20 protein-coding genes are annotated in these 25,749 nt (G+C 44.2%); 8 read left to right on the top strand and 12 right to left on the bottom strand.

Annotation, left to right across the window (positions count from 1 at the left end; all coding sequences use genetic code 11):
- Positions 1-40: 40 nt before the first annotated feature.
- Positions 41-490: a low molecular weight protein-tyrosine-phosphatase gene (locus tag R7Z49_RS10025; protein WP_318111599.1), complete on the bottom strand. Its 450-nt coding sequence runs from the start codon at positions 488-490 to the stop codon at positions 41-43.
- A 117-nt stretch (positions 491-607) separates the two neighbouring features.
- Here R7Z49_RS10025 and cobO point away from each other — a divergent pair, with 117 nt between their 5' ends.
- On the top strand, positions 608-1,213 hold the full coding sequence (cobO, locus tag R7Z49_RS10020; RefSeq protein ID WP_005380837.1) for a cob(I)yrinic acid a,c-diamide adenosyltransferase: 606 nt from the start codon (positions 608-610) through the stop codon (positions 1,211-1,213).
- Positions 1,214-1,275: 62 nt separating this feature from the next.
- Here cobO and R7Z49_RS10015 read toward each other — a convergent pair whose 3' ends face one another.
- The 3 genes from R7Z49_RS10015 to apbC all read right to left on the bottom strand — a co-directional run bounded on the left by R7Z49_RS10015 (position 1,276) and on the right by apbC (position 5,450).
- Positions 1,276-3,363 carry an AsmA family protein gene (locus tag R7Z49_RS10015; RefSeq protein WP_085569760.1) on the bottom strand — a complete coding sequence of 696 codons (2,088 nt, stop codon included), beginning with the start codon at positions 3,361-3,363 and terminating at the stop codon, positions 1,276-1,278.
- Positions 3,364-3,551: 188 nt separating this feature from the next.
- A complete protein-coding gene (udk, locus tag R7Z49_RS10010) occupies positions 3,552-4,193 on the bottom strand; it encodes a uridine kinase (protein WP_005380833.1) in 642 nt (213 codons plus the stop codon).
- Positions 4,194-4,373: 180 nt separating this feature from the next.
- Positions 4,374-5,450, bottom strand: coding sequence for an iron-sulfur cluster carrier protein ApbC (gene apbC, locus R7Z49_RS10005; RefSeq protein WP_054729788.1), 1,077 nt, complete (start codon positions 5,448-5,450; stop codon positions 4,374-4,376).
- Between the two features lie 162 nt (positions 5,451-5,612).
- On the opposite strand from apbC, the gene metG reads away from it, so the two are divergent.
- Together metG and R7Z49_RS09995 are read left to right on the top strand one after the other, a co-directional pair.
- Positions 5,613-7,688: a methionine--tRNA ligase gene (gene metG / locus R7Z49_RS10000; protein WP_005387290.1), complete on the top strand. Its 2,076-nt coding sequence runs from the start codon at positions 5,613-5,615 to the stop codon at positions 7,686-7,688.
- Between the two features lie 209 nt (positions 7,689-7,897).
- Positions 7,898-8,707, top strand: a complete 810-nt coding sequence (locus R7Z49_RS09995; RefSeq protein ID WP_318111598.1) for a hypothetical protein — start codon at positions 7,898-7,900, stop codon at positions 8,705-8,707.
- Between the two features lie 110 nt (positions 8,708-8,817).
- Here R7Z49_RS09995 and fadR read toward each other — a convergent pair whose 3' ends face one another.
- Positions 8,818-9,657 (bottom strand): fatty acid metabolism transcriptional regulator FadR, encoded by an 840-nt coding sequence (fadR, locus tag R7Z49_RS09990; protein ID WP_005380824.1) that lies wholly within the window; start codon positions 9,655-9,657, stop codon positions 8,818-8,820.
- Between the two features lie 639 nt (positions 9,658-10,296).
- Here fadR and nhaB point away from each other — a divergent pair.
- Both nhaB and dsbB read left to right on the top strand, forming a co-directional pair.
- Positions 10,297-11,883, top strand: coding sequence for a Na(+)/H(+) antiporter NhaB (gene nhaB, locus R7Z49_RS09985; protein WP_154205151.1), 1,587 nt, complete (start codon positions 10,297-10,299; stop codon positions 11,881-11,883).
- A gap of 83 nt (positions 11,884-11,966) precedes the next feature.
- Complete coding sequence (dsbB, locus tag R7Z49_RS09980; RefSeq protein ID WP_031779052.1) at positions 11,967-12,503, top strand: disulfide bond formation protein DsbB; 537 nt, start codon at positions 11,967-11,969, stop codon at positions 12,501-12,503.
- Positions 12,504-12,582: 79 nt separating this feature from the next.
- Here dsbB and R7Z49_RS09975 read toward each other — a convergent pair whose 3' ends face one another.
- Positions 12,583-13,200: a YecA family protein gene (locus R7Z49_RS09975; protein WP_005380818.1), complete on the bottom strand. Its 618-nt coding sequence runs from the start codon at positions 13,198-13,200 to the stop codon at positions 12,583-12,585.
- A 170-nt stretch (positions 13,201-13,370) separates the two neighbouring features.
- Between R7Z49_RS09975 and dusC the strand changes: the two genes are divergently transcribed.
- The gene (gene dusC, locus R7Z49_RS09970) at positions 13,371-14,330 is read left to right on the top strand and encodes a tRNA dihydrouridine(16) synthase DusC (RefSeq protein ID WP_213905683.1); all 960 of its coding nucleotides are present in this window, start codon (positions 13,371-13,373) and stop codon (positions 14,328-14,330) included.
- A 51-nt stretch (positions 14,331-14,381) separates the two neighbouring features.
- On the opposite strand, the gene R7Z49_RS09965 is transcribed toward dusC, so the two are convergent.
- From R7Z49_RS09965 to yfbV, 6 genes are all read right to left on the bottom strand, one after another.
- Complete coding sequence (locus R7Z49_RS09965) at positions 14,382-15,842, bottom strand: sensor domain-containing diguanylate cyclase (RefSeq protein ID WP_213967581.1); 1,461 nt, start codon at positions 15,840-15,842, stop codon at positions 14,382-14,384.
- A gap of 174 nt (positions 15,843-16,016) precedes the next feature.
- Positions 16,017-17,843, bottom strand: a complete 1,827-nt coding sequence (gene malZ, locus R7Z49_RS09960; RefSeq protein WP_318111596.1) for a maltodextrin glucosidase — start codon at positions 17,841-17,843, stop codon at positions 16,017-16,019.
- Between the two features lie 141 nt (positions 17,844-17,984).
- Complete coding sequence (locus tag R7Z49_RS09955) at positions 17,985-18,779, bottom strand: ABC transporter ATP-binding protein (protein ID WP_005387275.1); 795 nt, start codon at positions 18,777-18,779, stop codon at positions 17,985-17,987.
- Entirely contained in the window at positions 18,776-19,711 is a 936-nt protein-coding gene (locus R7Z49_RS09950) for an ABC transporter permease (protein ID WP_012841584.1), read from the bottom strand. The genes R7Z49_RS09955 and R7Z49_RS09950 overlap by 4 nt, the downstream gene beginning before the upstream one ends.
- Positions 19,712-19,886: 175 nt before the next feature.
- Entirely contained in the window at positions 19,887-20,852 is a 966-nt protein-coding gene (locus R7Z49_RS09945) for an ABC transporter substrate-binding protein (RefSeq protein ID WP_017633858.1), read from the bottom strand.
- A 330-nt stretch (positions 20,853-21,182) separates the two neighbouring features.
- Complete coding sequence (gene yfbV, locus R7Z49_RS09940; RefSeq protein WP_005380809.1) at positions 21,183-21,635, bottom strand: terminus macrodomain insulation protein YfbV; 453 nt, start codon at positions 21,633-21,635, stop codon at positions 21,183-21,185.
- Between the two features lie 347 nt (positions 21,636-21,982).
- On the opposite strand from yfbV, the gene R7Z49_RS09935 reads away from it, so the two are divergent.
- Both R7Z49_RS09935 and pta read left to right on the top strand, forming a co-directional pair.
- On the top strand, positions 21,983-23,179 hold the full coding sequence (locus tag R7Z49_RS09935; RefSeq protein ID WP_005380807.1) for an acetate kinase: 1,197 nt from the start codon (positions 21,983-21,985) through the stop codon (positions 23,177-23,179).
- 136 nt (positions 23,180-23,315) lie between these two features.
- Positions 23,316-25,460, top strand: coding sequence for a phosphate acetyltransferase (gene pta / locus R7Z49_RS09930; protein WP_005380805.1), 2,145 nt, complete (start codon positions 23,316-23,318; stop codon positions 25,458-25,460).
- The last annotated feature ends 289 nt before the right edge of the window (positions 25,461-25,749 follow it).

Here is a 25,749-nt window from a genome sequence, read left to right as displayed (position 1 = left end):
CTGAGCTCATCCCTTTTTCTATTGTCTTCAAGCACGGCGATTATAGCTTCTTCAAAATTGCGTCTGATGCCTCTTCGATTAAATCAAGCACCAGTTCAAAGCCATCTTCCCCACCATAATATGGGTCCGGGACTTCGTCGTAACCTGACTCAGAATGACTTAAAAATAACGATACTTTGTGTCGATACTTCAACGGACAAATATCCAATAAATCGGCCAAATTTGCTTTATCTGCGGCTAATATAAGGTCAAACTTTTCAAAGTCATCAATGGTGACTTGGCGCGCTTGCATTCCTTTAAAAGAATAACCTCGCTGCTTTCCTGCTGCCATCGCTCTTGAATCCGGTCGGTTTCCTGCGTGGTAGCCAATTGTACCTGCCGAATCAACCTCTACTTCAACGCCTAGCTTTTGAGCTTTCGTTCTTAACACTGCCTCTCCAGTTGGTGACCGACAAATGTTTCCCATACAAACAACAAGTATTTTCTTCATTTTATTCCCTGAATTATCGGTGGTTTTTCTTCACGATATGTTGGTCTATCATAGCGAGATAAATCAATGAACCCAAATTAGCTTGGGCACAGCACGAAAAGGAATTGAGGAAGTATTATGTCTATCGAAGAAAATAAAGAAGCACGCCATAAAGCTCGCCAACAAAAAGTCAAAGAACAGGTAGACGCAAAAATCGCTGCTGCTCAAGAGGAAAAAGGTCTGCTACTGATCATTACCGGAAATGGTAAAGGTAAATCGACATCAGGATTCGGTACGATCGCACGCGCAGTGGGTCATGGTTTGAATTGTGCTGTCGCGCAGTTTATTAAAGGTACTTGGGACAACGGTGAGCGCAACCTACTTGAGAAACTCGGCGTTGAATTCCAAGTAATGGCGACCGGCTTTACATGGGAAACTCAAAACAAAGCCGCTGATACCGAAGCAGCGCAAGGCGTATGGCAAGAATGTAAACGCATGCTGCAAGACGACTCTATCGATGTCATCTTGTTTGACGAGCTAACTTATATGGTGAGCTACGGCTACATCGACTTAGACGAAGTGGTCGAAGCGCTGAGCAACCGACCTAAAATGCAGTCGGTTATTATTACTGGGCGTGGCGCACATCGAACCCTGATTGAAATGGCCGATACCGTTTCTGAAGTGAAAAATGTAAAGCACGCATTTGAATCTGGCGTAAAAGCCCTCAAAGGCGTCGATTGGTAACACTCGCAGAGTAATTTAAAAAGGGTTGGCAAAATGCCAACCCTTTTGGTTTTCACGCACGGTTAGTTGAAAAGATTCTTCAATAAACCATCGACCGCATCTTTGGTTTTCTCGTCTTTGATTTTGTCCGTTAGCTTCTCCACGCCACGATCGATTTCTTTTTGAGCTTTCTGCTTCAGAACATCATCGAATACGAGCTTGAATTTAGGTTCTGCCCACTTACCAGACACATTGATTGGAATCGTGATGTCTTTCAGCTCATCTATATCTTTACCGCCCTGGCCTTCTAGGCTGCCTACAACTGACGTGCTGATAGTAAAGTCGACTGTTTCATTGATGTAGTTTGCGGTACCTTTACCACGAACACGTAACAATGGAGACTGAGCTTGCATATTATCCGTTGATACTACACCTTTGTTGAGTTTCAATGTCGCCGTCATCGCACTGAAGTCTGTTTTCTTAGCTTCATTGGTGCCTTCAACTTTTTGCCCTTTAAATTTCGCATAGTTTTCACGAATCAACTGAGCAACGTTGATGCCATTCACCGCACCGTCAGCAAAATTGATAACAACCGTACCAGATAGATTCTTCTTGATACCGGTAGGCGTTAGACTCTTACCTGTAACATTCACATCAATGTTACCTGTCCCTTCAAGTTTGTCGTTCTCAGCAACGTCTATAAGTAGCGGTTGAACTTTCACGCCTTTGATTGACTTTTTAACGCTGTAAGTCGCTGGTGATTGGCGTGCATCTAACTTCGCTGTCGCTGAGATTGAGCCTTGGTACAACTTCGAACTAAATGATGTAAGCTCAAACACGCCACGATTTACAGTGAAGCTCGTTTTTACCGCTTCCATCTTCGCATTTGCCGCTTTGAATTTGTCGATGGTAATGTCACCCTTTACATCTAACGCTTTCAACGCAGACAAATCAGGCTCAACCTCAGGTCCGGCAGGAGCACTCTCGCCACCAGAAGCAGGCTTATTACCTTCGGCAGCTTGCTTATCTAACCCTAAGAACTCATCAAGATCGATATTGGGGCTATGGAGAGCAAAGCGTACTTTAGGAATATCACCGAGTGTCACATCTGCCTTACCATCTAGGGCGATAGCATTCGCTGTTAACTTCTCTAGAACAAAACTCAGATGGTTTTTCGTTAGGTCGAAAGACAGATCAGACACCATGTCGACTTTCATCGGGGACTGAGGTAAAGCATCACCCTCAAAAGTCGATTTAAGAGTTAACTTATCCAACTGTACTTTGCTGATAGCCTTGTCCACGCTAAGTTGACCAGCACCCTGCATATCTAACTTCATACCACCAGCGTCACCCTTAATGGCATAAGTCAGGTTATTTACTTTATCGAATTCAAACGTGTCTAAACCGATCGTTGCCGATTCAATTTTATTGGCAGGGTCAGAGTATGTCGCATCAAAGTTGATGTTCTTTAGCGCGTAGTTTGCCAAACCTTTTTCTAGCTTAAAGTCTGCCTGACCTTTCGCGGTGAACTTTTGGTCGTTCATTTCGCCCTTCACGCCAAAATCAGCCGTTGTCCAGTTGTCAAAAGCGAATTCGGAAAGGTTTAATGAAATATCATAAAGTTTGGTGTAACTACCGGCTTGCTTATCCTGCATTTCTAATGAACCGTTAGAAACCGTAACGCCAGCAAGATTAATACTCCAATCAGAACCAGAAGTTTTCGTTTCACCATTTTGCGTAGGCGCAGCATTGCTCTCTTGTTCTGCTTGTTGTGTTTGGGCTTTCGTCAATGCATCAATATTCTTGCTGCCATCTTTCTTGGTTTCAATGTAGAACTCAGCACCATCAAGCGTGACGTTTCCAATTTCAAGCTGTTGACTAAAAAGTGGCATAACAGAGATGTCTACACCAACGGTATCAACTTTGAATAAATTGGGTTTACTAAAGCCTTGTGGGTTTCGCAATTCTGTATGTCCCAACTCAAAGCCAATCGATGGGAAAAATTGCCAACTGATATCCCCTTCAATCACCAACTCTAATCCCGTTTGCTTTTGCGCTTGCTCAACAATAAGGGGTTTAAACTGATTCGGATTGACGAAGATGGTTAACGCTAAAATTGCGACCAAAATGACCACAATCGGTATTGCTAGAATTAAGAGCAGTTTCTTCATTTGTTTTTCCTTGCTCGAGTGTTTTTACAATTATAAGCGCAGACTCCATTTACCGCTGACAGTTCCACAAAAGCGTGAAAAGTGTCTGGTTTTAACCTGCAACTGACTAATTTAAAAACAAAAAAAGAAGTGGCACTTAAGGTGCCACTTCTTCTCTTAAAAATAAAGCGATATAGCCGTCTATAGGCTTAAGCTTTCAAAAGTCTTGCAATGTGAGCTTTTAATACATCAATTGCGATACGGTTTTTACCACCGCGAGGAACAATAATGTCCGCATATTGCTTAGAAGGTTCGATAAACTGCATGAACATCGGACGTACTGTTTGTTGGTATTGCTTAAGAACAGACTCCATAGTTCGGCCTCGTTCTTCCACATCACGCTTAACACGGCGAAGCAAGCAAATATCTAACGGTGTGTCCATAAATACTGTCGCATGCATCAAATCACGAAGACGAGGGTCTGTAAGAAGAAGGATACCTTCTAGAATGATCACCTTTTTAGGTGTCATTGTGGTGGTGTTAATTGTTCTTGTGTGCTCAGTGTAGCTGTACTCAGGCACTTCTACTGCTTCACCACGTACCAATTTTTCTAGGTGCTCACACAGTAGGTCGTGGTCCAACGCACTCGGGTGATCGTAGTTCGTCTTTACTCGCTCTTCCATGCTTAGGTGGCTTTGGTCGTTGTAGTAGCAATCTTCCGTGATGACACCGATTTGATGATCGCCTACTTTCGCGCGAAGCTCATTATAAATAGTGCTCGCGATCAGACTTTTTCCAGAAGCAGAAGCGCCAGCAATACCTACGATGACGCATTGATTATTATCAGACATTAGTTTGCACCCGATGATGATTTCTAGTCACATAAAAAGATAAACTGCCTGATTATAGGGAGTTCACCCCATAGTTACTAGTTGGAATTAGGGTTTAGTCATAAGTTTCTGCCTGCTCAGAGGATTAACCTCCGAGCAAACGTTAAAATGTGCAATTATCAACCAACAGGCATAGTAAACTTAGTTCACCATTGTAAAGCTAATCGCATCTGGTTTTGCTTTGCCTTGCCAAAACATCGTGCTACATACGCGATCGGCAAGTTGCTTATAATACCCTGCATGCTCACTTTCTGGGCGTCTTGCTACCGTTGGCACGCCAGCGTCAATATCTTCTCTCATAGAGATATGAAGCGGAATTTGTCCTAACAATGCTAAGCCAAATTCTTGCGACATTTTTTCAGCTCCGCCCATACCAAAAATATGCTCTTTCGCGCCACATTGACTACAAATGTGATAACTCATGTTTTCCACAACACCAATAACCGGGACATGGACTTTGTTAAACATTGCCGCTCCCTTCCTTGCATCGGCAAGGGCTAAATCTTGCGGTGTTGTGACTAACACGCTACCTGTTACCGGAATTTGTTGTGACAGCGTCAATTGAATATCCCCCGTACCTGGCGGCATATCAATCACCAAATAATCCAAATCTGGCCAATCTGTTTCAGTTAATAACTGCGACAACGCTTTTGAAGCCATTGGACCGCGCCATATCGCCGCTTCTGATTTATCCACCAAATAACCGATAGAATGAGTATAGATGCCGTGAGCAAAAATGGGTTCCATCCACTTGCCATCACGAACTTCTGGTTTAGCATCTTCTTGCCCCAACATCATAGGTACAGACGGACCATAGATATCTGCATCCAACAATCCCACTTTCGCCCCAGATTGAGCAATTGCCAACGCTAAGTTAACTGCGGTAGTAGATTTACCAACGCCACCTTTCGCAGAACTGACGGCAATGATGTTCTTAACACCCTTAACCGAGTTAGCCACTTGAGTTTCTAAAGCTTTAACTCCAAGGCGAATATTAAATGGGAATTCAGATACTTTACCCGAGGCTTGCTGCTGTTTGATCCAGTCATGCAGTACGGTTTGAAGCTCATTACTTGCGAATGGCAACGTTATATCAATAGAACCCTGTGTCGTAATCGAAATTGCGCCATGAATATCTGCCCAGTTTTCCACCAACTGTGGATGTTGGAATTGGTTAAACAAGTGACAAAAATCTTGTTTTGAAGTGAACTGATGCATAAGCCCTCCTTTTAGATGTCATGCTACCACCGTCCAGGCTCAACCAGAACCCCAAAAAAACTAAGGCATTCCGCAGTTTGACACCTTGGAGTTAGTCAGTTCATGGGGTAGTATTATCCATCAAAATTTATTTATACCTATCAAGAAAAGCGAATATTAAGTATGGCAAACGATCCAAAAAACTTTCCGTCAAGGAAAATGCTGGTAACTTGTGCCCTTCCGTACGCTAACGGTTCGATCCACCTTGGTCATATGCTTGAGCATATCCAAGCGGACATTTGGGTTCGTTACCAACGCCTACGCGGCAACACTGTAAACTTCATCTGTGCTGACGATGCTCACGGCACGCCAATCATGCTTAAAGCGCAACAGATGGGTATTACTCCTGAAGAAATGATTGCCGCAGTTAGCGAAGAGCACCAAAAAGACTTCGCTGGATTTGATATCAGCTTTGATAACTACCACAGCACACACTCAGATGAGAACCGTGAGCTAGCGTCACACATTTATCTTGAGTTGAAGAAAAATGGCTTTATCTCTAGCCGCACTATCTCTCAGCTGTTCGATCCAGAAAAAGAGATGTTCTTACCGGACCGTTTCGTAAAAGGTACCTGTCCAAAATGTAAGTCTGAAGACCAGTACGGTGACAACTGTGACAACTGTGGTGAGACTTACAGCCCAACAGAACTGATCAATCCTAAATCTGCGGTTTCTGGTGCGACGCCAGTAATGAAAGATTCAGAGCACTTCTTCTTCGACCTGCCTCAGTTTGAAAGCATGCTAAAAGAGTGGACTCGCTCTGGCTCGCTACAAGCTGAAACAGCGAACAAAATGCAAGAATGGTTCGAATCTGGTTTGCAGCAATGGGATATCTCACGTGATGCACCATACTTTGGCTTCGAGATCCCTGGTGAGAAGAACAAATTCTTCTACGTATGGCTAGACGCGCCTATCGGCTACATGGGCTCTTTCAAAAATCTATGTGACAAGCGCGACGACCTAGATTTCGACGAGTATTGGAAAAAAGACAGCTCAGCAGAGCTGTACCACTTCATCGGTAAAGACATCGTTTACTTCCACAGCCTATTTTGGCCAGCAATGCTAGAAGGTTCTGGCTTCCGCAAGCCTAACAACGTATTCGTACACGGTTACGTAACCGTAAACGGCGCGAAAATGTCGAAGTCTAAAGGTACGTTCGTAAAAGCAAGCACTTACCTAGAGCACCTAGACCCTGAGTGTCTACGTTACTACTACGCTGCGAAGCTAAACAGCCGTATCGATGATCTAGATCTTAACCTTGAAGACTTCACTCAGCGCGTAAACGCTGACGTTGTTAACAAGATCGTTAACCTGGCATCTCGTAACGCAGGTTTCATCGCGAAACGTTTTGAAGGCAAACTGTCTGACAACTTTGCAGAGCCTGAACTTTACAACGAATTTGTTGCTGCTGCTGACCGTATCGCTGAGCTTTACGAAACGCGTGAGTTTGGTCGTGCAATCCGTGAAATCACGGCATTGGCAGACAAAGCTAACCAATACGTTGATGAAAAAGCACCGTGGGTTGTAGCAAAAGAAGAAGGCAAAGATCAGGAACTACAAGACATCTGTTCTGTCGGTATCAACCTGTTCCGCGTACTGATGACTTACCTGAAACCAGTAATGCCATCGCTAGCTGCGCGTACTGAAGCGTTTCTAAACCAAGAGCTAACTTGGGAAAACATCGCTGCTCCACTAACAGGCCACGAGATCACTAAGTTCAAAGCACTGTTCAACCGTATCGATCCGAAGAATGTTGAAGCGATGATCGAAGCGTCTAAAGAAGATGCGGCGGCAGAAATGGCGGCGAAAGAGAAAGCTGAAGCGGAAAAGAACAAGGCTAGCCAAACCGAGCTAGACAAAGAACCAATCGCTGAAGAGATTGAGTTCGATGCTTTTGCCGCAGTAGATATGCGTATCGCTCGCATCATCTCTTGTGAAGAAGTACCAAAAGCCAACAAACTGCTTAAGTTCCAATTGGACATCGGTGGTGAAACTCGTCAGGTATTCTCTGGCATCAAGTCAGCTTACAAACCTGAAGAGCTAGAAGGCAAGCTAACAGTAATGGTAGCAAACCTAAAACCTCGTAAGATGAAGTTTGGTATGTCTGAAGGTATGATCCTAGCGGCAGGCCCTGGTGGTAGCGACCTGTGGATCCTTGAGCCACACGAAGGCGCTCAACCAGGGATGCGTGTAATGTAAGTTGTAGCTTTACAATCAAATTTAAAAAGTCCTCGCCAGTTCAGCGGGGACTTTTTTGACTGAATTCACACTTTTGGGGAATTTGTGCACCAAACTTGTACAGCACCTCTCCCATCACAATCCTAAATTACTGTTTTAATAGAATTTAATTAGTGGCATCAAAACTGCAATCTTCCTTGCTAGGTCCAAACACTAACAAGGAGTTGGTTATGTTTGTTTTGATTTCCACATTATTATCTATCGCTATTTTAGCCGGAATATATCACTTATCTTCTAAACGAGAGCAGCAACACGCGCGTAAATATCAGCTGTTAACATTATTGCGAGATGTTGTTCATCTGCTGAGACGCCATCGAGCTGCGACGCACTACTCACTTCAATTTCAACAAAATAACGAACAAGAATTAGAAGTCCTTCATAACGATCTCACCAACAAGCTTCATCTTTTAGTCGAAACCTCACGGTTTGAAAACAAACCCATGTATCGCGTATTACAGATTAAAGTAGGGAAACTACTTGAACAATGGAATGACCATAGTGTTGCAAGAAACCAGATGGAGCATGGTAAGTTAATTCGTCATTGCTTGTTTTTGATGGATGAAGTAACCATCGCATGGCTAGCGGTTGAACAAAGAGATGACTTGCATAATGAGTATCACATGAACTGGCAAAACATTATGGATAGCTTGGAGACCCTGACTCAGTTACGAATCAGCATTCAAGATTTAGGAGAGCAAGGCGGAAATGAACGTTTCAAAAATTATGCATCGGTCATGATGCGTAAGCTAAACCAACTAGCGGTTATCGCTCCACTTAGCATTACCTCTCCTGTTTCCACGCGCTCAATACAGACGCTAAATGAATACGTGACAGAGAGTCATGTCGACTTAACAGAAGCAGAGCTTTATGGCGTCACATCGGACTTGTCATTGACCATCTTCAATACTTACGACCATGTCCTTTCAGATGTCGTAGAGTCATTATATCTACCGTTACCCAGACTCTCGCTAGCAGGATAAACGTTCCATGCCTTATTATTGGTGCTTGGTCCGTCGCCGACTTATAAATAAAAACAAAAAAACCGCAGGCCTAAGGCACTGCGGTTTTCGCTTATCCAACTTGTCAGCGCTTAACTGTCGTCTTCCGTGAAGTTCGTTGGTAATTGCTTTTTCATTTCGTTCCAGATCAACGCACTTTCCATACCATAATGACGAATCACTACTGGTAGTTGTTCACGCTGGCCACTTTCACAAGTTTCGAGCAATTGATGGTAAAACTTCAGAGCTAGCTCACGAGAAGCTGGATTTGAGAAGTAGTAGCTACCGACACGATCGTAAAGCTTCTTCAAACCATTAAAGATCAAACCGTAAATTTGATTTCCTGAATGGAATGCTAGGCGCTGGAAAAGCATATAATCGTAAAAGTTGAACGTTTTAGCAATCAAGATTTCTTGACGCTTCGCTTCATCTTTCTCGTTATCTTCTTTCACATTCTGCAGAACTTTTTCAGCATACGGCGAAGAAGCGATGAATTCGTCCCAGGAAGCCGCATTCATTAAAGCTTCACAAGATTCGATTACGTTCTTAATTGTACGCTCAGAGCTCTCTTTGTTCGCTTTAAATGCATAGCGCATAAAGATAGGACTGATGTTAGTACGTGCCGCAAGCAGATCTTCTACAATGTTTGTCGCATTATCAACGTCTAGCGTCATTAAAGTATCCAAAATATGCAGGCCAGAGGTCTCCATAAATTGGTTAACTTTCGTAGGTTTGCCGTGCTGGATAGTCAACCATCCGTCACGGGCTAGTCGTTGAAGAACCTCTCTTAAAGTCGTTCGAGTAACACCAATCAGTTCGGACAGCTCGCGCTCAGCAGGTAAAATTGAGCCTGGAGGAAAACGGCCGTTCCAAATGCTCTCGATAATATATTTTTCTGCGAATCCCGCAGGGCTTTTCGCCTTTATGACCATTCTACTTTTTATCCAATATTGATTTCTGAGGGTCGATACTACTCATCATACCACTACTTAGCGGTTTGAGAAAATTTACGATCAATAGTGGAAATGACTCCATAACATAGAGTTAATACTCTATATTTTGTGTCAATTTAAGAGGCTCTAACATGCGAGCGAAAGCAGTAAAATATGAATTTTCATTTAATTAAACAGCTCACAAATCTCGGAGAAATAAAGACAACCGTGTCACATTTTTATATTCAAAATATGAAAAATTACTTTGTATATCACAGTTAATATTCTTTCTTAATTTGCCTTTTCTCGTCACTGACCGTCATTTAAAATCCAAGAGGATTTTTTTAAGACTTTCATGGTATAGTAACGCCGTTTTGATCGCGTTATTACATTTAAAAAGTCATTTTAGTCGGTAGCATCACGTTTTGTTATTGACTAATAAATGCCTGAGTGTAGAGTTTGCGGTCGAAAGTGAGCGGTGCTTGAGTTCAGGGGAAGTAACTTGGCAAGACTACAATAAACAAAGGATTGTTGTTTTACTAAGTTATTGTTTTTAAAGACTAGTTAATAAGTCTAACAAACAGATACTTAAGCACTATTGTAGTGTCTATTCATAATTTTGTTATAAAGAGAATTATCATGCCGATATCGCTCGGAAACGCTTTTATCAAGAACTTCCTTGGTAAAGCGCCTGATTGGTACAAAGTTGCCATTATAGCCTTCTTAATAATTAACCCGATTGTATTCTTCCTAATAAACCCATTTGTAGCTGGATGGTTGTTGGTCGCTGAATTTATTTTCACGCTAGCAATGGCATTAAAATGCTACCCATTACAACCTGGCGGTTTACTTGCTATTGAAGCCATTGCTATCGGCATGACTAGCCCTGCGCAAGTTAAGCACGAATTAGTAGCAAATATCGAAGTACTGCTACTTCTGGTATTTATGGTTGCGGGCATCTACTTCATGAAGCAGCTATTGCTGTTCATTTTTACCAAAATTTTACTTGGCATTCGCTCTAAAACCCTACTATCACTCGCGTTCTGCTTTGCTGCGGCATTTTTGTCTGCATTTTTGGATGCCTTGACGGTTATCGCCGTTGTTATCAGCGTGGCGATCGGCTTTTACTCTATCTATCACAAAGTAGCGTCTGGTAACCCTATCGGTGACCATGACCATACACAAGATGACACGATCACTGAACTAACGCGTGATGACTTAGAAAACTATCGTGCCTTTTTGCGCTCTTTGTTGATGCATGCTGGTGTAGGTACTGCCTTAGGTGGCGTAACCACGATGGTTGGTGAACCTCAAAACTTAATTATTGCAGACCAAGCGGGTTGGTTATTTGGTGAATTCCTAATCCGTATGTCTCCAGTGACACTACCTGTATTTTTCTGTGGTCTCGTCACTTGTGCTTTAGTTGAAAAGCTTAAAGTGTTTGGCTACGGCGCAAAGCTTCCTAACAACGTTCGTCAGATCCTCGTCGATTTTGACCGTGAAGAGCGTAAAACGCGAACAAATCAAGATGTCGCAAAACTCTGGGTTCAAGGTCTTATTGCGGTTTGGTTGATCGTTGCACTCGCTTTGCACTTAGCGGCTGTCGGCTTAATTGGCCTTTCTGTGATCATTTTAGCGACCGCATTTACTGGTGTCATTGAAGAGCACTCCATGGGGAAAGCGTTTGAAGAGGCCCTGCCCTTCACTGCACTGCTTGCAGTATTTTTCTCGATCGTTGCCGTAATCATTGACCAAGAGCTGTTTAAACCAGTCATCGATGCGGTGCTTGCCGTTGAAGATAAAGGTACTCAGCTAGCTCTGTTCTATGTGGCGAATGGCTTATTATCTATGGTGTCGGATAACGTGTTCGTTGGTACGGTTTACATCAATGAAGTAAAAACTGCACTCATTGAGGGTCTCATTACTCGTGATCAGTTCGACTTACTGGCGGTGGCAATCAATACTGGTACTAACCTGCCTTCTGTTGCAACGCCAAACGGTCAAGCGGCATTCCTATTCTTACTCACATCGGCTCTCGCTCCATTAATTCGTCTGTCTTACGGTCGAATGGTTATCATGGCGCTGCCTTACACCGTCGTTCTTGCGATTGTCGGTCTGATGGGAATCATGTTCTTCCTAGAGCCTGCAACAGCTTCTTTCTACGAAGCTGGTTGGATTTTACCTCATAGTGGTGATCTGACTCCCGTAGTATCCGGTGGTCACTAAAATTTGAGTTGATTAGGAAACTTATCCACGATAAAAAGCTCTGAGTATTCAGAGCTTTTTCTATTTCAGACAGGAACAAAAACGTGACTATTTTAAATTCACTTAACCAGTTTTCAAAGGGACGTTTATCGTGGCTACTGCTTCTGCTATTTGTCGTTTTCTTTGAAGCATGTGCCCTCTATTTTCAGCACGTCATGATGCTTGCACCATGTGTCATGTGTATTTATGAAAGAGTCGCGATGATGGGAGTGGGCGTCGCTGCAATGGTTGGTATATTGGCACCCAAGAACCCAATTTTCCGCTGGCTAGGTTTGATAGGCTGGGGATTAAGTGCTTACAAGGGTTTGTTACTTGCGATGCAGCACGTTGACTACCAGTTTAATCCATCACCATTCGCGACTTGCGATTTATTCGTCACATTCCCTAGCTGGGCTCCGCTCAATCAGTGGGTTCCTTGGATGTTTGAAGCATATGGTGATTGCTCTAAGGTTGTGTGGCAGCTCCTTGATTTATCAATGCCACAATGGTTAGTAGTAATTTTTGCAGGCAATTTAATCGCTTTGGCATTAATTGTAATTGCACAATTCTTCCCTGCAAAACGCGTTAATCCAATTCGTTAATCCTACTAACGCGTAAAAATTAACAAAAAGCCGACCATCTGGTCGGCTTTTTGTTAAGTGGATAGCGCGGCGATTCGCTTTAGCCGCGTGATTGACCACAGCACTGCTTGAATTTTTTTCCGCTCTCACAAGGACAGGGATCATTGCGCCCGATACCTTTGAATGGGTTTAGGCTTTGAGCTTTATTTCCTACCATCAACTCATCCGCGCCCAGCGCGACTTCACCGACCATTAAATCAAGCTGGTCGACTAAATCTGTCAGGGCCGGTGGCGTTTCAATACCTGCGTCGCGCATCTGTTGCTGCGTTGCTGGCTCATCAATAGCCAGCATCAAAGTGGTCAGTAATGCTTGCAGCATACGCTGTAATCCATCATTGAGCTCAACGTCCTGCCACTGTTCTTCAATCATTGGCCAAACAGACATAAAGCCTTCGGCAAAATCAGCAAGTTGTTCAGGTTCTTTGCCTGTTAGCTCTAGCACGGAATATTCGTTTCGTTGAATTCGGTTATGCTGCTTGTGAATTTGCTCTTCCACAGCTGGTTGAATCGCTTTGAATCCCTCACCTAATAGCGGCTCTAACCACTTTTCAGGAGCGAGTGGTTTTGTCGTCAGATTCGCAGCTAACACTGCGCCTTCGATAAATAGGCAAGATTCATCGACGTGAACTTCACCTTTTTCAATCAATGTGTATTGCATGACATCTGGTTTCCCATAAATTTGGCGGCATTATACCTCAGAGCTCAAAAGCACGTAACCTAACGTTGTGTGTTTGACAGCACTGGGCGCTTCGACTCTTTTAATGACAAACTTAACTTACATCGCTACAATCGCCCTCTTTTTTACCACCAAACTGTATTAGGCAAGCTATGCGAGTTGTACTAGGCCCAATGGAAGGCGTTTTAGATCATTTGATGCGCCAAATCCTGACCGAGATAAACGACTATGACCTGTGTGTTACGGAGTTTGTTCGCGTAATCGACCAGCTATTACCCGATCATGTATTTCACCGTTTATGCCCGGAGCTGTTGCAAGGTTCTCAGACTGCATCTGGTGTGCCAGTACATGTGCAATTGTTGGGACAAGAACCAAACTGGATGGCTGAGAACGCAATTAAAGCGGCAAATCTTGGCGCCAGAGGTATTGATATAAACTTTGGTTGCCCAGCCAAAATGGTCAACAAAAGTAAAGGTGGAGCAGCGCTACTCCAACATCCAGAGCTCATTCACCGTGTTGTTAAAGCTTGTCGAGAAGCCGTTCCAGAAGCCATTCCCGTAACTGCAAAAATTCGTCTTGGCTGGGAGAACCCTGAAGATTGCTTTGAAATTGTCGATGCCATTCAGTCTGCTGGCGCAAATGAATTGACCGTACACGCACGTACTAAACAAGGTGGTTATAAAGCTTCTGAGATAAAATGGGATTACATCAACCGAATTCGCGAACGTTTCGATATCCCACTGATAGCGAATGGTGAAATTTGGAATTATGAAGACGGTCAACGTTGCATTGAAACGACTGGCGTTAACTCTTTGATGGTGTGCCGAGGCGCTTTCAATATCCCTAACTTAGGCAATATGGTAAAACATAACCACCAGCCAATGTCATGGCCCGAGGTGGTTGAGTTGCTTATCTATTATTCCAAGTTTGAGATGAAAGGCGATAAAGGCTTGTATTACCCAAACCGCGTAAAACAATGGTTCTCTTACTTACGTCAGGCTTATCCTGAAGCAAAAGACCTATTTAGAGAAATCAGAACGTTCAACAAAGCCGCACCAATTGTTGAGCATATTCAACGCTACCGCGATGACTTAAACTCTCAGGTTGCATAACTCCCGAACACAAAAAAGGACGAATATCTCGTCCTTTTTTGTATCTAAATCCTAGTAACAGATCTTATTTTTGCCGGTACTTTTGGCTTGATATAACTTTTCATCCGCCGCTTTAAACAATTCATCAAAGTTTTCTACTCGGCTCTCTTTACTAAACACCACACCGCCAGAGATCGTAAAGCCTTCTTTCGTTACGCGTGTCGAGCGCTCATCTATGGCCTTTTTTACTCTGTCTAAAATGAGTTTAATGCCCTCTGAATCTTCGTCATAAATCGCTAAAACGAACTCTTCGCCACCAAACCTTGAGGCAACATCGGTATGGCGAATATTTTCACGTATACATTTTGCAACAAGCTGAATTGCAGAGTCACCGACATCATGACCATAGGTGTCGTTGATCTTCTTGAAGTTATCAATATCGAACACTGCTAAAGCAACCTGTTTTTTTGTCATCTTATTACGCCACACGGTTTGCATACCTCGACGATTCAATAAACTGGTCATTGGGTCTCTTGCTGCCAGTTCTTTAAAGTAACGTCGCTCGCTATGCATATTCACATAGAACAAGACGACGGTACTCAGCACGTAAATAAATAGTGCGACAATAAGGCTGTATTTTTCAAAAACCGCTAGGTTCTTAGCTTCATCCCAAAGGTTGTACTCGTAGTACATGCTGTGATTCGCACTCAATCGCTCTAATTCGACTGGTTTGATTCGTGTACTGTTTGAAGGAATGGATTGTAAATTGGAAACCAAATGAAACTGACCAACAAGACCTAGCGACGAAGCCATGAGCGTATTGATGTCAAAATCAATAGACAAAACACCTTGGTGTTCTCCTTTCTCATAGACGGGTACCGTCATACTAATGACTTGACCTTCCATCGAGTCCAACACTGGCCCTGGTCCAGCCAAGGTAATGTTCACTTTATCTTGCGCGGTTTTTTGCCAAAAAGGTCGGGCTTTTAGCGTTGACAAAAGTTCTCTCGTGAAATTTTTTGCGTAGGTATCGGGTGAGGAGATAACGTAACCGCGTTTGTCAATGTAATGGATTCCAACAATGTGCGATTCAATATCGTGCAGAAATGACAAGGACGGCGCAAAACCCACCTTTTGTTCAGCTAACTGGTTAATCGTTGAACCTTGCTGGCATAAGCTTTCGTCCCCTACGATCATATAATCAAGGTCAACCGCAGGTAACCCTTCACTATAAACACTTTCGAGTAATAACACATCTATAGGCCAAAGATAACAAAGCCCTTCTTTGACTAAAGAATTATGTTCTTCAAACAGTGGGTTAGCGTAATTGGTATAGTTGGTGAAGCTGTAATCTAAAGCCGTGAGTACTTTAATACCGCGAGACATTGCACGCTCGATACGCGAATACTCAGAATCGATATAGCGGTTAACCGCATCATAGTAATTTTTCGTTGTCACGAGTAAAACCACTACAAATAACGCCAGAGGAAAAAAGATGACAAATGAGAGGCTAAATCGCCTTTGGTTTACCATTGAGTACCATACATATGAAAGGTCAATAGTCTCTTATGACTGCTATTAAATTGATACTCGTTATCTGGTGACGCATGCAATGCAGCACCAGATAACAAGAGACCAAACAAATGTGTGCGCGCTGTTTGAGACCGTTTATATATTAAAGGAGTTTAATCAATATAGAGTGTGGTGTCACTTTAGTCGCCATAATTTGCAGCTCTGTGCAGACATATTGACAGAGATATGACCTTTATAATCAACCTGTTCTGTGTCATCTAACAACGATACAACTTGGCTAACCTCCAAGCCCAGTTGCCACATAGGTAAATCGATTGAACATTCATTACCACTGAGATTAATCATTACAACGACTGCTTCACGACCCAGTACACGTGCGTACGCCAACAGGTTGTTAGTGCAATGAAGCCATTGAATACAGCCCGACTGTAAAGGCTTACATTGTTTACGTATCTTGATCCATTGTTGGTAAAGCGATAGCCATTGTGAACTTTCAATTTCATTCCAAGGAAAACAGCGACGATTATCTGGGTCTAGACCTCCTTCTAGACCGACTTCACTCCCGTAGTAAATACAAGGCGTGCCAACGTAAGTCATAAGCATTGCTAGCGCGATGTTCATTTTACGCTTATCACCATCAACCAGTGTGATAAACCGAGCAGTATCGTGACTATCGAGTTGATTTAGCTGCGATAGCTGATTCGAAAATGGGATTTTTGCTCTGGCTTCGTCCAACCATGCTTTAAACTCCAAACCATCAATGTTGATTGGATCGTACATAATGTCTTGTCGTGCGATAAAAGCTCGAACTGGATGAGCAAAACCGTAGTAGTTCATCGCCCCATCCTCTTGATCACCTTGCAACCACTGCGTTGCTTCAAAAAAGTGCTCACCTAACACATAAGCATTCGGGTTTACTGACTTAGTCGCATTACGAAACGCTGCCACATAATGAGCATTGTTTTTCGCGCCGTCTCCTTCGCCAAGCATATGGATTACATCAAACCGCCAGCCATCAACCAAGTACGGTGGCTTCAGCCAATACTTGATGACAGAATCTTCACTTTGGTAGATGTAGTCGCGCACCTGTTCATTTTCGAAGTTCAGAACCGGTAAGTTACCAATGCCTTTCCAACCAATGTAGTGATTGGTTTCGCCTTCGAAAAAGTAGTAATCACGGAGCTTTGACTGCGGATTGCCATATGCTCCTTCTCCTTTTTGTTGGATATCAAACCAAGGATGATGCACTGACGTGTGGTTAAACACCGCGTCTAAGACAATCTTCATATTCTTACCACGGATTTTCTCACACAGTTCAGCAAACTGATCGTTGGTGCCGAACATAGGGTCAACAGTGAAGTAATCAGTGGTGTCGTATTTATGATTACTTGGTGAAGAAAAGATCGGATTAAAATAAAGCGCAGTAACGCCGAGCTGTTCAAGATAGTCCAACTTTTGCTCCACACCTTTGAGGTCGCCGCCAAAGAATTCACGTGCCCCGGTATTTTGGTGAGAGCCTACCGCGTCTCCCCACGCCTTGACGACCGATGCAGAATCATACTGAACATAAGCGTGGCGAATATCAGACTCACTTTTACTAGCAGAAAAACGGTCAGGAAAGATTTGATAGAAAACTTGCTCTTGGACCCAGCTTGGTGGTTGATGCTCTACATTCAACTTAAAGTGGAACTCTTTGGGTGGAATACGCTTTTGTACGCCTCGTGCATCGAGCCAGTATTGCTGTCCGTCTTTGAGGAGCTTAAACACATAATGTGTGACATCTCGATCTTGATTTGGTCGAAACGATGCCTCCCATAGTAATAATTCACCAGCTGTTCCTACTTGAGCCATATCGACCAGATATTCTTCATTGTCCGGCTCAATACGCACATAGACGGAATCAAAATCCAATGTCTCGGTTTTCAGTCTGACTGTAACTTGCTCGTCATTAAAAGCTAAACCATCAATAGTTTGACTATGAAAAATAAATGGCAGGTTCATTATGGGCACTCCTCGTCATCGGATATGCCACTATGTTATTGAAGAATTAGAGACAAGAAATCCTCCCTGCGAGTTGACATATCAGCCAATTTTCGCAAGGAGGATCACACTTAGTAGGCGTAGTGACTTGTCGGATACCGCTTAGTTCAACAAAAGACTGTCATCTGCCAGCTCTTCACCACGCACTTTGGAGAACATATCCAACAAGTCTGGTACTTGCATGTTAGCGCGCTGCTCTCCAGCCACATCAAGCACAATTTCACCTTGGTGAAGCATTACGGTCCTATCGCCACATGCTAATGCGTCTTTCATCGAATGCGTCACCATCATCACGGTTAAATCGAACTCATCGACAATACGTTTAGTTAAGTCGATAACAAACGCCGCCATACGAGGATCAAGCGCTGCCGTGTGTTCATCAAGCAACAACAACTTACTCTCCGATAACGTCGCCATCACAAGGCTAACGGCTTGTCGTTGTCCACCAGACAGCAACCCAATGCTATCGCCCAAGCGGTCTTCTAAACCAAGACCGAGGATGCTAATTCGCTCTTGGAACAGCTTGCGACGTTTGGTAGAGAGCGCCAACCCCCAGCTGCGTTTTTTACCACGCATGTGCGCGAGAGCCATGTTCTCTTCTATCGTCAGTTCACCACAAGTCCCGGCCAATGGATCTTGAAACACTCGGGCGCATTGCGTTGCACGTTGGGCAACCGTCTGCTTGGTGACGTCTTTGCCATCAATGATCACCTGACCACCTATCATCGGCGTCTCACCTGTCACCGCACCAAGCAACGTCGATTTTCCTGCGCCATTAGAACCAATCACGGTAAGAAATTGATGCTCTGGAACCTCTAAAGAGACGCCTTTCAATGCACGATTTTCCAAAATCGTCCCAGGGTTGAACGTGACCTGAATATTATTTAGTTCGATCATAATGCCTCCCCAGAACCATTTTTTGATGCCGCTTGTTTAGCATCAGTAACGCGTTGTTTCGCTCTCATGCTCTGTTTTAGCTTTGGAGCAATAAGCGCCACAGCCACCAATACTGCGGTAACCAGGTTGAGGTCTGAAGCTTGTAAACCAAACATGCCAGAGCTCAAAGCGAAAGCCACTGCAAGGCGATAAAGTACCGAACCGATGATGACAGCAAATACCGCAACCCAAATTTTTCGCCCCGGAATGAGGGTCTGGCCCAAAATCACAGCAGCCAAACCAACCACAATGGTGCCCACGCCAGAGGTCACATCTGCAAAGCTGTTCGTTTGTGCAAACAACGCGCCTGCGAATCCGACAAAACCGTTAGATAAAGCCAAGCCAAAGTAGGTATAAAAGCCAGTGCTCGCCCCTTGCGCAGAAACCATACGCGCATTCACACCCGTGGCTCGTAAACCAAGACCAAAGTCGCTGTTCAGCAGGCGAATGACAAAGAAAGCGGAAAGAAGAACTAAGACCCCAACAACCAGAGGGCGAATAAACATCGCATCGCCCAATGCTTCAAACGGAGTGAGAATCGTATCCTCTCCAAGCAACGCCATATTAGGTTTGCCCATAATACGAATATTAATTGAAAATGCAGCGATCATGGTAAGAATGGAAGCTAACAGGTGTAAAATACCACACCGAACAGCCAGAAAAGCGGTTACCCACCCCGTCATACTACCAGCTATCATCGCCATTATTGTCGCAAGCCAAGGATTAATACCTGCGACAATCGCCGTTGCAGCCACCGCCGCTCCCATTGGAAAGCTGCCATCCACACTCAAATCGGGGAAGTCGAGAACACGGAACGTAAGATACACACCCAGAGCGACTAGGCCATAAATCAAGCCAATTTCGAGTGCACCAAAAAAAGCAAATGCAGACATAACTGCTCCTTTCTGCATGCTCAGGCTGGCTAATACCAACCTGAACGTAAGACTTCTAACGTATACTCCCCTTCTTCTCTAGCAGAATGCTCTACACGAGAAGTCTGGCGAGTATCAATTTTGGGGCAAGCCTCTACCAACCAGCGTGACGGTCTTTACCCCAAAAGAACGTTACTTATTGCATGCTTGTCGCACGTTCAACCACAGAACTTGGCAGCTTGATACCGAGCTTAGATGCTGCGCTTTCATTAATTACAAGGTCAGAACCCGTCGCGACTTTTACATCCAGCTTGCCTGGTTCTTGACCATCAAGAATCGCCGCCACATAATCCGCGGTTTGTACACCAACCTGGTAGTAGTCAAAACCTAAGCCTGCAATTGCACCCTTTTCGACATACGACGTCGCGCCACCAAATACAGGTTTCTTCGCTTGATTCGCTGCCACAATCATCCCTTCAATCGCACTTGCAACTGTATTGTCTGTTGGGGCGTAAAGAATGTCTGATTTCGCTGCAATCGCTTGAGTCGCAGACTGAACATCAGCACTTTTTAGTGCGGTCGCTTCAACCACTTGTATGCCTTTTGCTTTTGCGCTTTCTTTTAGTAATTCAACTAAAGTCACGGCATTAGCTTCACCGGGATTAAATACAACCCCGATGCTTTTCACCTGAGGAAGAATTTCTTGGATGAGATCGACATGCTGAGCAACGGGTGAAAGATCAGACAGGCCAGTTACGTTTTTACCTGGTTGTTCCATCGACTTAACCAATTTCGCACCAACCGGATCTGTTACCGCAGTAAAGACAACAGGAATAGAGCGAGTAGCCGACACCAAAGCTTGTGCCGAAGGTGTCGCGATGCCAACTAACACATCAGGATTTTCGCCGACGTACTGACGGGCAATTTGCACCGCAATCGCTGGATTACCCTGTGCGGTCTTATAATCAAATTCTAGATTTTTGCCTTCTTCGTAGCCTTTCGCTTTCAAACCATCAAGTAACCCTTGGCGCGTCGCGTCTAACGCCGGGTGTTCGACAATCTGTGAAACTGCGACAGTTGCAGTGGCGGCCAGTACATTGGTAGAAGAGAAAATAGCAGTAGCTGATAGAACGGCAGTGGCTAATAAACGTTTCGTTTTCATCATAACTCCTTGATGTGACTTCGTCCTTGTTTCACGAGCTTTCAATATGTGTATCGACTCGTGAATTCAAATGTTTGAAGGCGGTATTGTTGTGTTCATATAACTGTGCACTTCTTGCGCATCTTGTTTTTATTATTACTACTAAGTCTTAGTAAAGAAAAGAAAGATTTAACACTAAAGCAACATTTGTGATCGGGGGGACTTCTTCATCCGGAAAGAATCTTTGGTAAACAAAGCTTCGCTCGCTTCATCAACGACCGTCAAAGTAGGTAATAGAGGCAGGATCAAAAATGGAGCGGCCAGTGCACACTCCATTTCAAACAATTTAAATTAGAACCAACGCTCTAATGACGATTTATCGAGCTGGCGAAACGCTCGGTTCAATATTATCGCAAGCTCTTTGTAACGAGGGCGAGCTTTGACAGGCTCTAATGCAAAACCTGTTTCCACAATTTTTTGATGCAACTCCCGATACCAAGAGGCCAAAGAAGGCGGCAATTTCGTGTTGGATCGAGCACCAAGCCACCAAATGCCTTGAAGTGGCAAGCTAATCGCAAACAAGGCGACAACAATGGATTGAGGTAACGCGTGGTAATTGTTGAATGCCATTTGAGTGAGTACGCTGATCGCAGCAACGGCCGGCATGACTTTAATGCCAAAGCGAGTCGCCTTAATGATACGCTGTTCCGGAAATATGGCGCTTAGCTCTTTACGAACCGGCCAGATCTCCATGTAATTCTGGCCATCTTTCAGGCTATGGATCAATCCGACTTTATTACTCATACCGTTCTCTCACTAAAAAATAGTTGAACATTTCAACTGAAGGTACAAAAAATTGATGAAAGTTAATATTCTTTCAAATTTTTTTTGTTATCATTGCTTATTATCGCTATCCTTTGCAGACCCTCAATCTCATTGTTGCTGTTATTTACAATTTAAGCAACTCCGAGATATCTATCTGCACGGATCGCATCATAGTGATGGAAGGGTTCATCACTATTTCTTTATATGGAATTAGAACAATTTTTGACCAGGATTAGTACGCAGCCTTCTGGGTATCGGCTATTCTTGTGATTAATTTTTCATTCTTTAACTGATTTTTTTATCAGACGAATAACAGGTAGTCATACATGTCTAAGCTAGTTTTAGTTTTAAACTGCGGTAGTTCTTCTCTTAAATTTGCCGTTGTTGATGCCGAGAACGGCGACGAGCACTTGTCAGGTCTTGCTGAGTGTCTTCACCTTCCTGAAGCTCGCATCAAGTGGAAACTTGATGGCAAGCACGAAGCTCAACTAGGCAATGGTGCAGCTCACGAAGAAGCACTAGCGTTTATGGTAGAAACTATTCTTGCTTCTAAGCCAGAGCTTAAAGCTAACCTAGGCGCAATCGGTCACCGTATCGTTCACGGCGGCGAGCAGTTCACTCAATCTGCACTAATTACTGATGAAGTTCTAAAAGGTATTCAAGACGCTGCAACATTTGCACCTCTTCATAACCCTGCTCACATCATCGGTATCGAAGCGGCTAAGAAAAACTTCCCAGAGCTGAAAAACGTTGCTGTATTTGACACTGCGTTCCACCAAACTATGCCTGAAGAGTCTTACCTATACGCTCTTCCATACAACCTATACAAAGAACACGGTATCCGTCGTTACGGCATGCACGGTACTTCTCACTTGTTCATCACTCGTGAAGTTGCAGGCCTACTAAACAAACCAGTTGAAGAAGTAAACATCATCAACTGTCACCTAGGTAACGGCGCATCTGTATGTGCGATCAAGAACGGTCAATCTGTAGACACTTCTATGGGTCTTACTCCACTTGAAGGTCTGGTAATGGGTACTCGCTGTGGCGACATCGACCCTGCTATCGTCTTCCACCTACACGACGCTCTAGGTTACTCTGTTGATCAAATCAACACGATGCTAACTAAAGAGTCTGGTCTTCAAGGTCTAACTGAAGTGACTTCTGACTGTCGTTTCGTTGAAGACAACTACGGTCAAAAAGAAGAAGCAACACGCGCAATGGACGTGTTCTGCCACCGTCTAGCTAAATACGTTGCTGGCTACACTGCTTCAATGGAAGGCCGTCTAGACGCAATCACTTTCACTGGCGGTATCGGCGAGAACTCTGGCCCTATCCGTGAAATGGTTCTAAACCGTCTTGGCATCTTCGGTATCGAAGTAGATAGCGAAGCTAACCTTAAAGCTCGCTTCGGCGGCGAAGGCGTTATCACGACTGAAAACAGCCGTATCCCTGCAATGGTTATCTCTACTAACGAAGAGCTAGTCATCGCTGAAGACACTGCTCGCCTGACAGGTCTTTAATTGAATTCCTGGCTAGCCACTCGGCTAGCCAGATTTTCATTCAAACGAATTTCTTAGGGGCTCAACTCCTATTCTTCGAGCTTCATGGAATAAGAGTTGAGCTTTTATCCCCCAAATAGCTAAAGGTACTCTACGAATGTCTCGTACTATTATGCTTATCCCTACTAGCGCAGGCGTTGGCCTAACAAGCGTTAGCATGGGTGTTCTTCGCGCTATGGAGCGTAAAGGCGTTAAAGTTTCTTTCTACAAGCCAATCTGTCAGCCACGTTCAGGTGGTGATCAGCCAGATCTGACTTCAACTATCGTTGGTCGTAACAGCGATATGAAGATCGGTGAACCAATGGCGATGTCTGTTGCTGAAAGCCTAATCGGTAACGACAACATGGACGAGCTGCTAGAAACCGTTGTTGAACGTTACAACCAAATCAACAAAGACGCAGACGTTACGCTAATCGAAGGTCTTGTACCTACTCGTAAGCACCCATTTGCAAACCAAGTAAACGCGGAAATCGCGGCAACACTTGGTGCAGAAATCGTGCTAGTTGCGACTCCAGGTACTGATAACCCTGCGCAACTGAAAGAGCGTATCGAAGTAGCATGTTCTAACTTCGGCGGCACTAAAAACAAAAACATCTCTGGTGTTATCATCAACAAGCTAAACGCTCCTGTTGACGAAGCTGGCCGTACTCGCCCTGACCTATCTGAAATCTTTGACGATGCAGACAGCGCAAAACAAAACGAATTGAAAGTGATGGAAATTTTCAACACTTCTCCAATTCGTGTACTAGGTTGTGTGCCATGGAGTATTGATCTGATTGCGACTCGCGCAATCGACATGGCTAAGCACCTGAAAGCAGATATCATCAACGAAGGTGACATCAACACTCGTCGCATCAAGAGCATCACTTTCTGTGCACGTTCTCTGCCAAACATGATTGAGCACTTCAAACCGGGTTCTCTACTTGTTACTTCTGCAGACCGTCCTGATGTTATCGTTGCTGCTTCTCTTGCTGCAATGAACGGTGTGGATATTGGTGCAGTACTGCTAACTGGCGGTTACGATATCCCTAGCGAAATCGAAGGCCTATGTAAACCAGCATTCGACACTGGTCTACCTATCTTCAAAGCACAAGGTAACACTTGGCAAACGTCTCTAAACCTGCAGAGCTTCAGCATCGAAGTACCTGCAGACGATAAAGAGCGTATCGAGTTCATCAACGAACACGTTGCTGGCCACATCGACGGTAACTGGATCGAGTCTATGACTGAAGGCACTCAGAAGTCTCGTCGTCTAAGCCCACCAGCGTTCCGTTACCAGCTAACTGAACTTGCTCGTAAAGCAGGTAAGCGTATCGTTCTTCCAGAAGGTGACGAACCACGCACAGTTAAAGCAGCAGCGATCTGTGCTGAACGCGGCATTGCAGACTGTGTACTTCTAGGTAACCCAGATGAAATCCGTCGCGTAGCGGCTCAACAAGGCGTTGAGCTAGGTACTGGTGTAACCATCATTGATGCAGATGCTGTTCGTGAAAACTACGTTGCTCGCCTAGTTGAGTTGCGCGGTGCGAAAGGCATGACTGAAGTTGTGGCTCGTGAGAAGCTACAAGATTCAGTATTCCTAGGCACAATGATGCTTGAGAACGACGAAGTTGACGGCCTAGTTTCTGGTGCTGTTCACACTACGGCGAACACTATCGTTCCTCCGTTCCAAATCATCAAGACGGCACCAAATGCGTCTATCGTATCTTCAGTATTCTTCATGCTTCTGCCTGATCAAGTACTGGTTTACGGTGACTGTGCAATCAACCCAGATCCAACTGCTGAACAGCTTGCTGAAATCGCTATCCAATCTGCTGACTCTGCAGCAGCATTCGGTATCGAACCACGCGTTGCAATGATCTCTTACTCTACTGGTGAATCTGGTAAGGGTGCAGACGTTGATAAAGTACGTGAAGCAACAAAACTGGCTCAAGAGAAACGTCCTGATCTTATCATTGACGGTCCTCTACAGTACGACGCTGCTATTATGGAAAACGTTGCTGCTTCTAAAGCACCAAACTCTCCAGTTGCAGGTAAAGCGACAGTATTTGTATTCCCAGACCTAAACACGGGTAACACGACTTACAAAGCGGTACAACGTTCAGCTGACCTAGTATCTATCGGTCCAATGCTGCAAGGTATGCGTAAACCTGTAAACGACTTGTCTCGTGGCGCGCTAGTAGACGACATCGTGTACACCATCGCTCTAACAGCTATCCAAGCAGACCAAGAAGCTAAATAATCGCTTCTGACATCTAGTTGGATATAGATACAAAGCCCTCGATTCGTCGAGGGCTTTTTCTATTGCTGGCCAGAACACTTATTTGTTTTTTATACCAATCACTGCACAACCTATAATTACTGGTGCACAAAGCTTTTCTCCCTATCGCCCCCATACCTAATCGACATTGCTCGTGCTTGTTCTTACACCGATTGACCCACTCCCCAAAATGCATTGGCTCCAAAGCAGCACGGTCCCTGTTCAATTTATCGGCATTATTTACGTTTTAGCTAAACTTTTTTGCTAGGAA

It is taken from the genome of Vibrio sp. 1562, assembly GCF_033340155.1.
GTDB lineage: Bacteria > Pseudomonadota > Gammaproteobacteria > Enterobacterales > Vibrionaceae > Vibrio > Vibrio alginolyticus.
The sequence above is the reverse complement of the archived record's forward strand: the minus strand, read 5'-3'. Positions and strand labels throughout refer to the sequence as shown.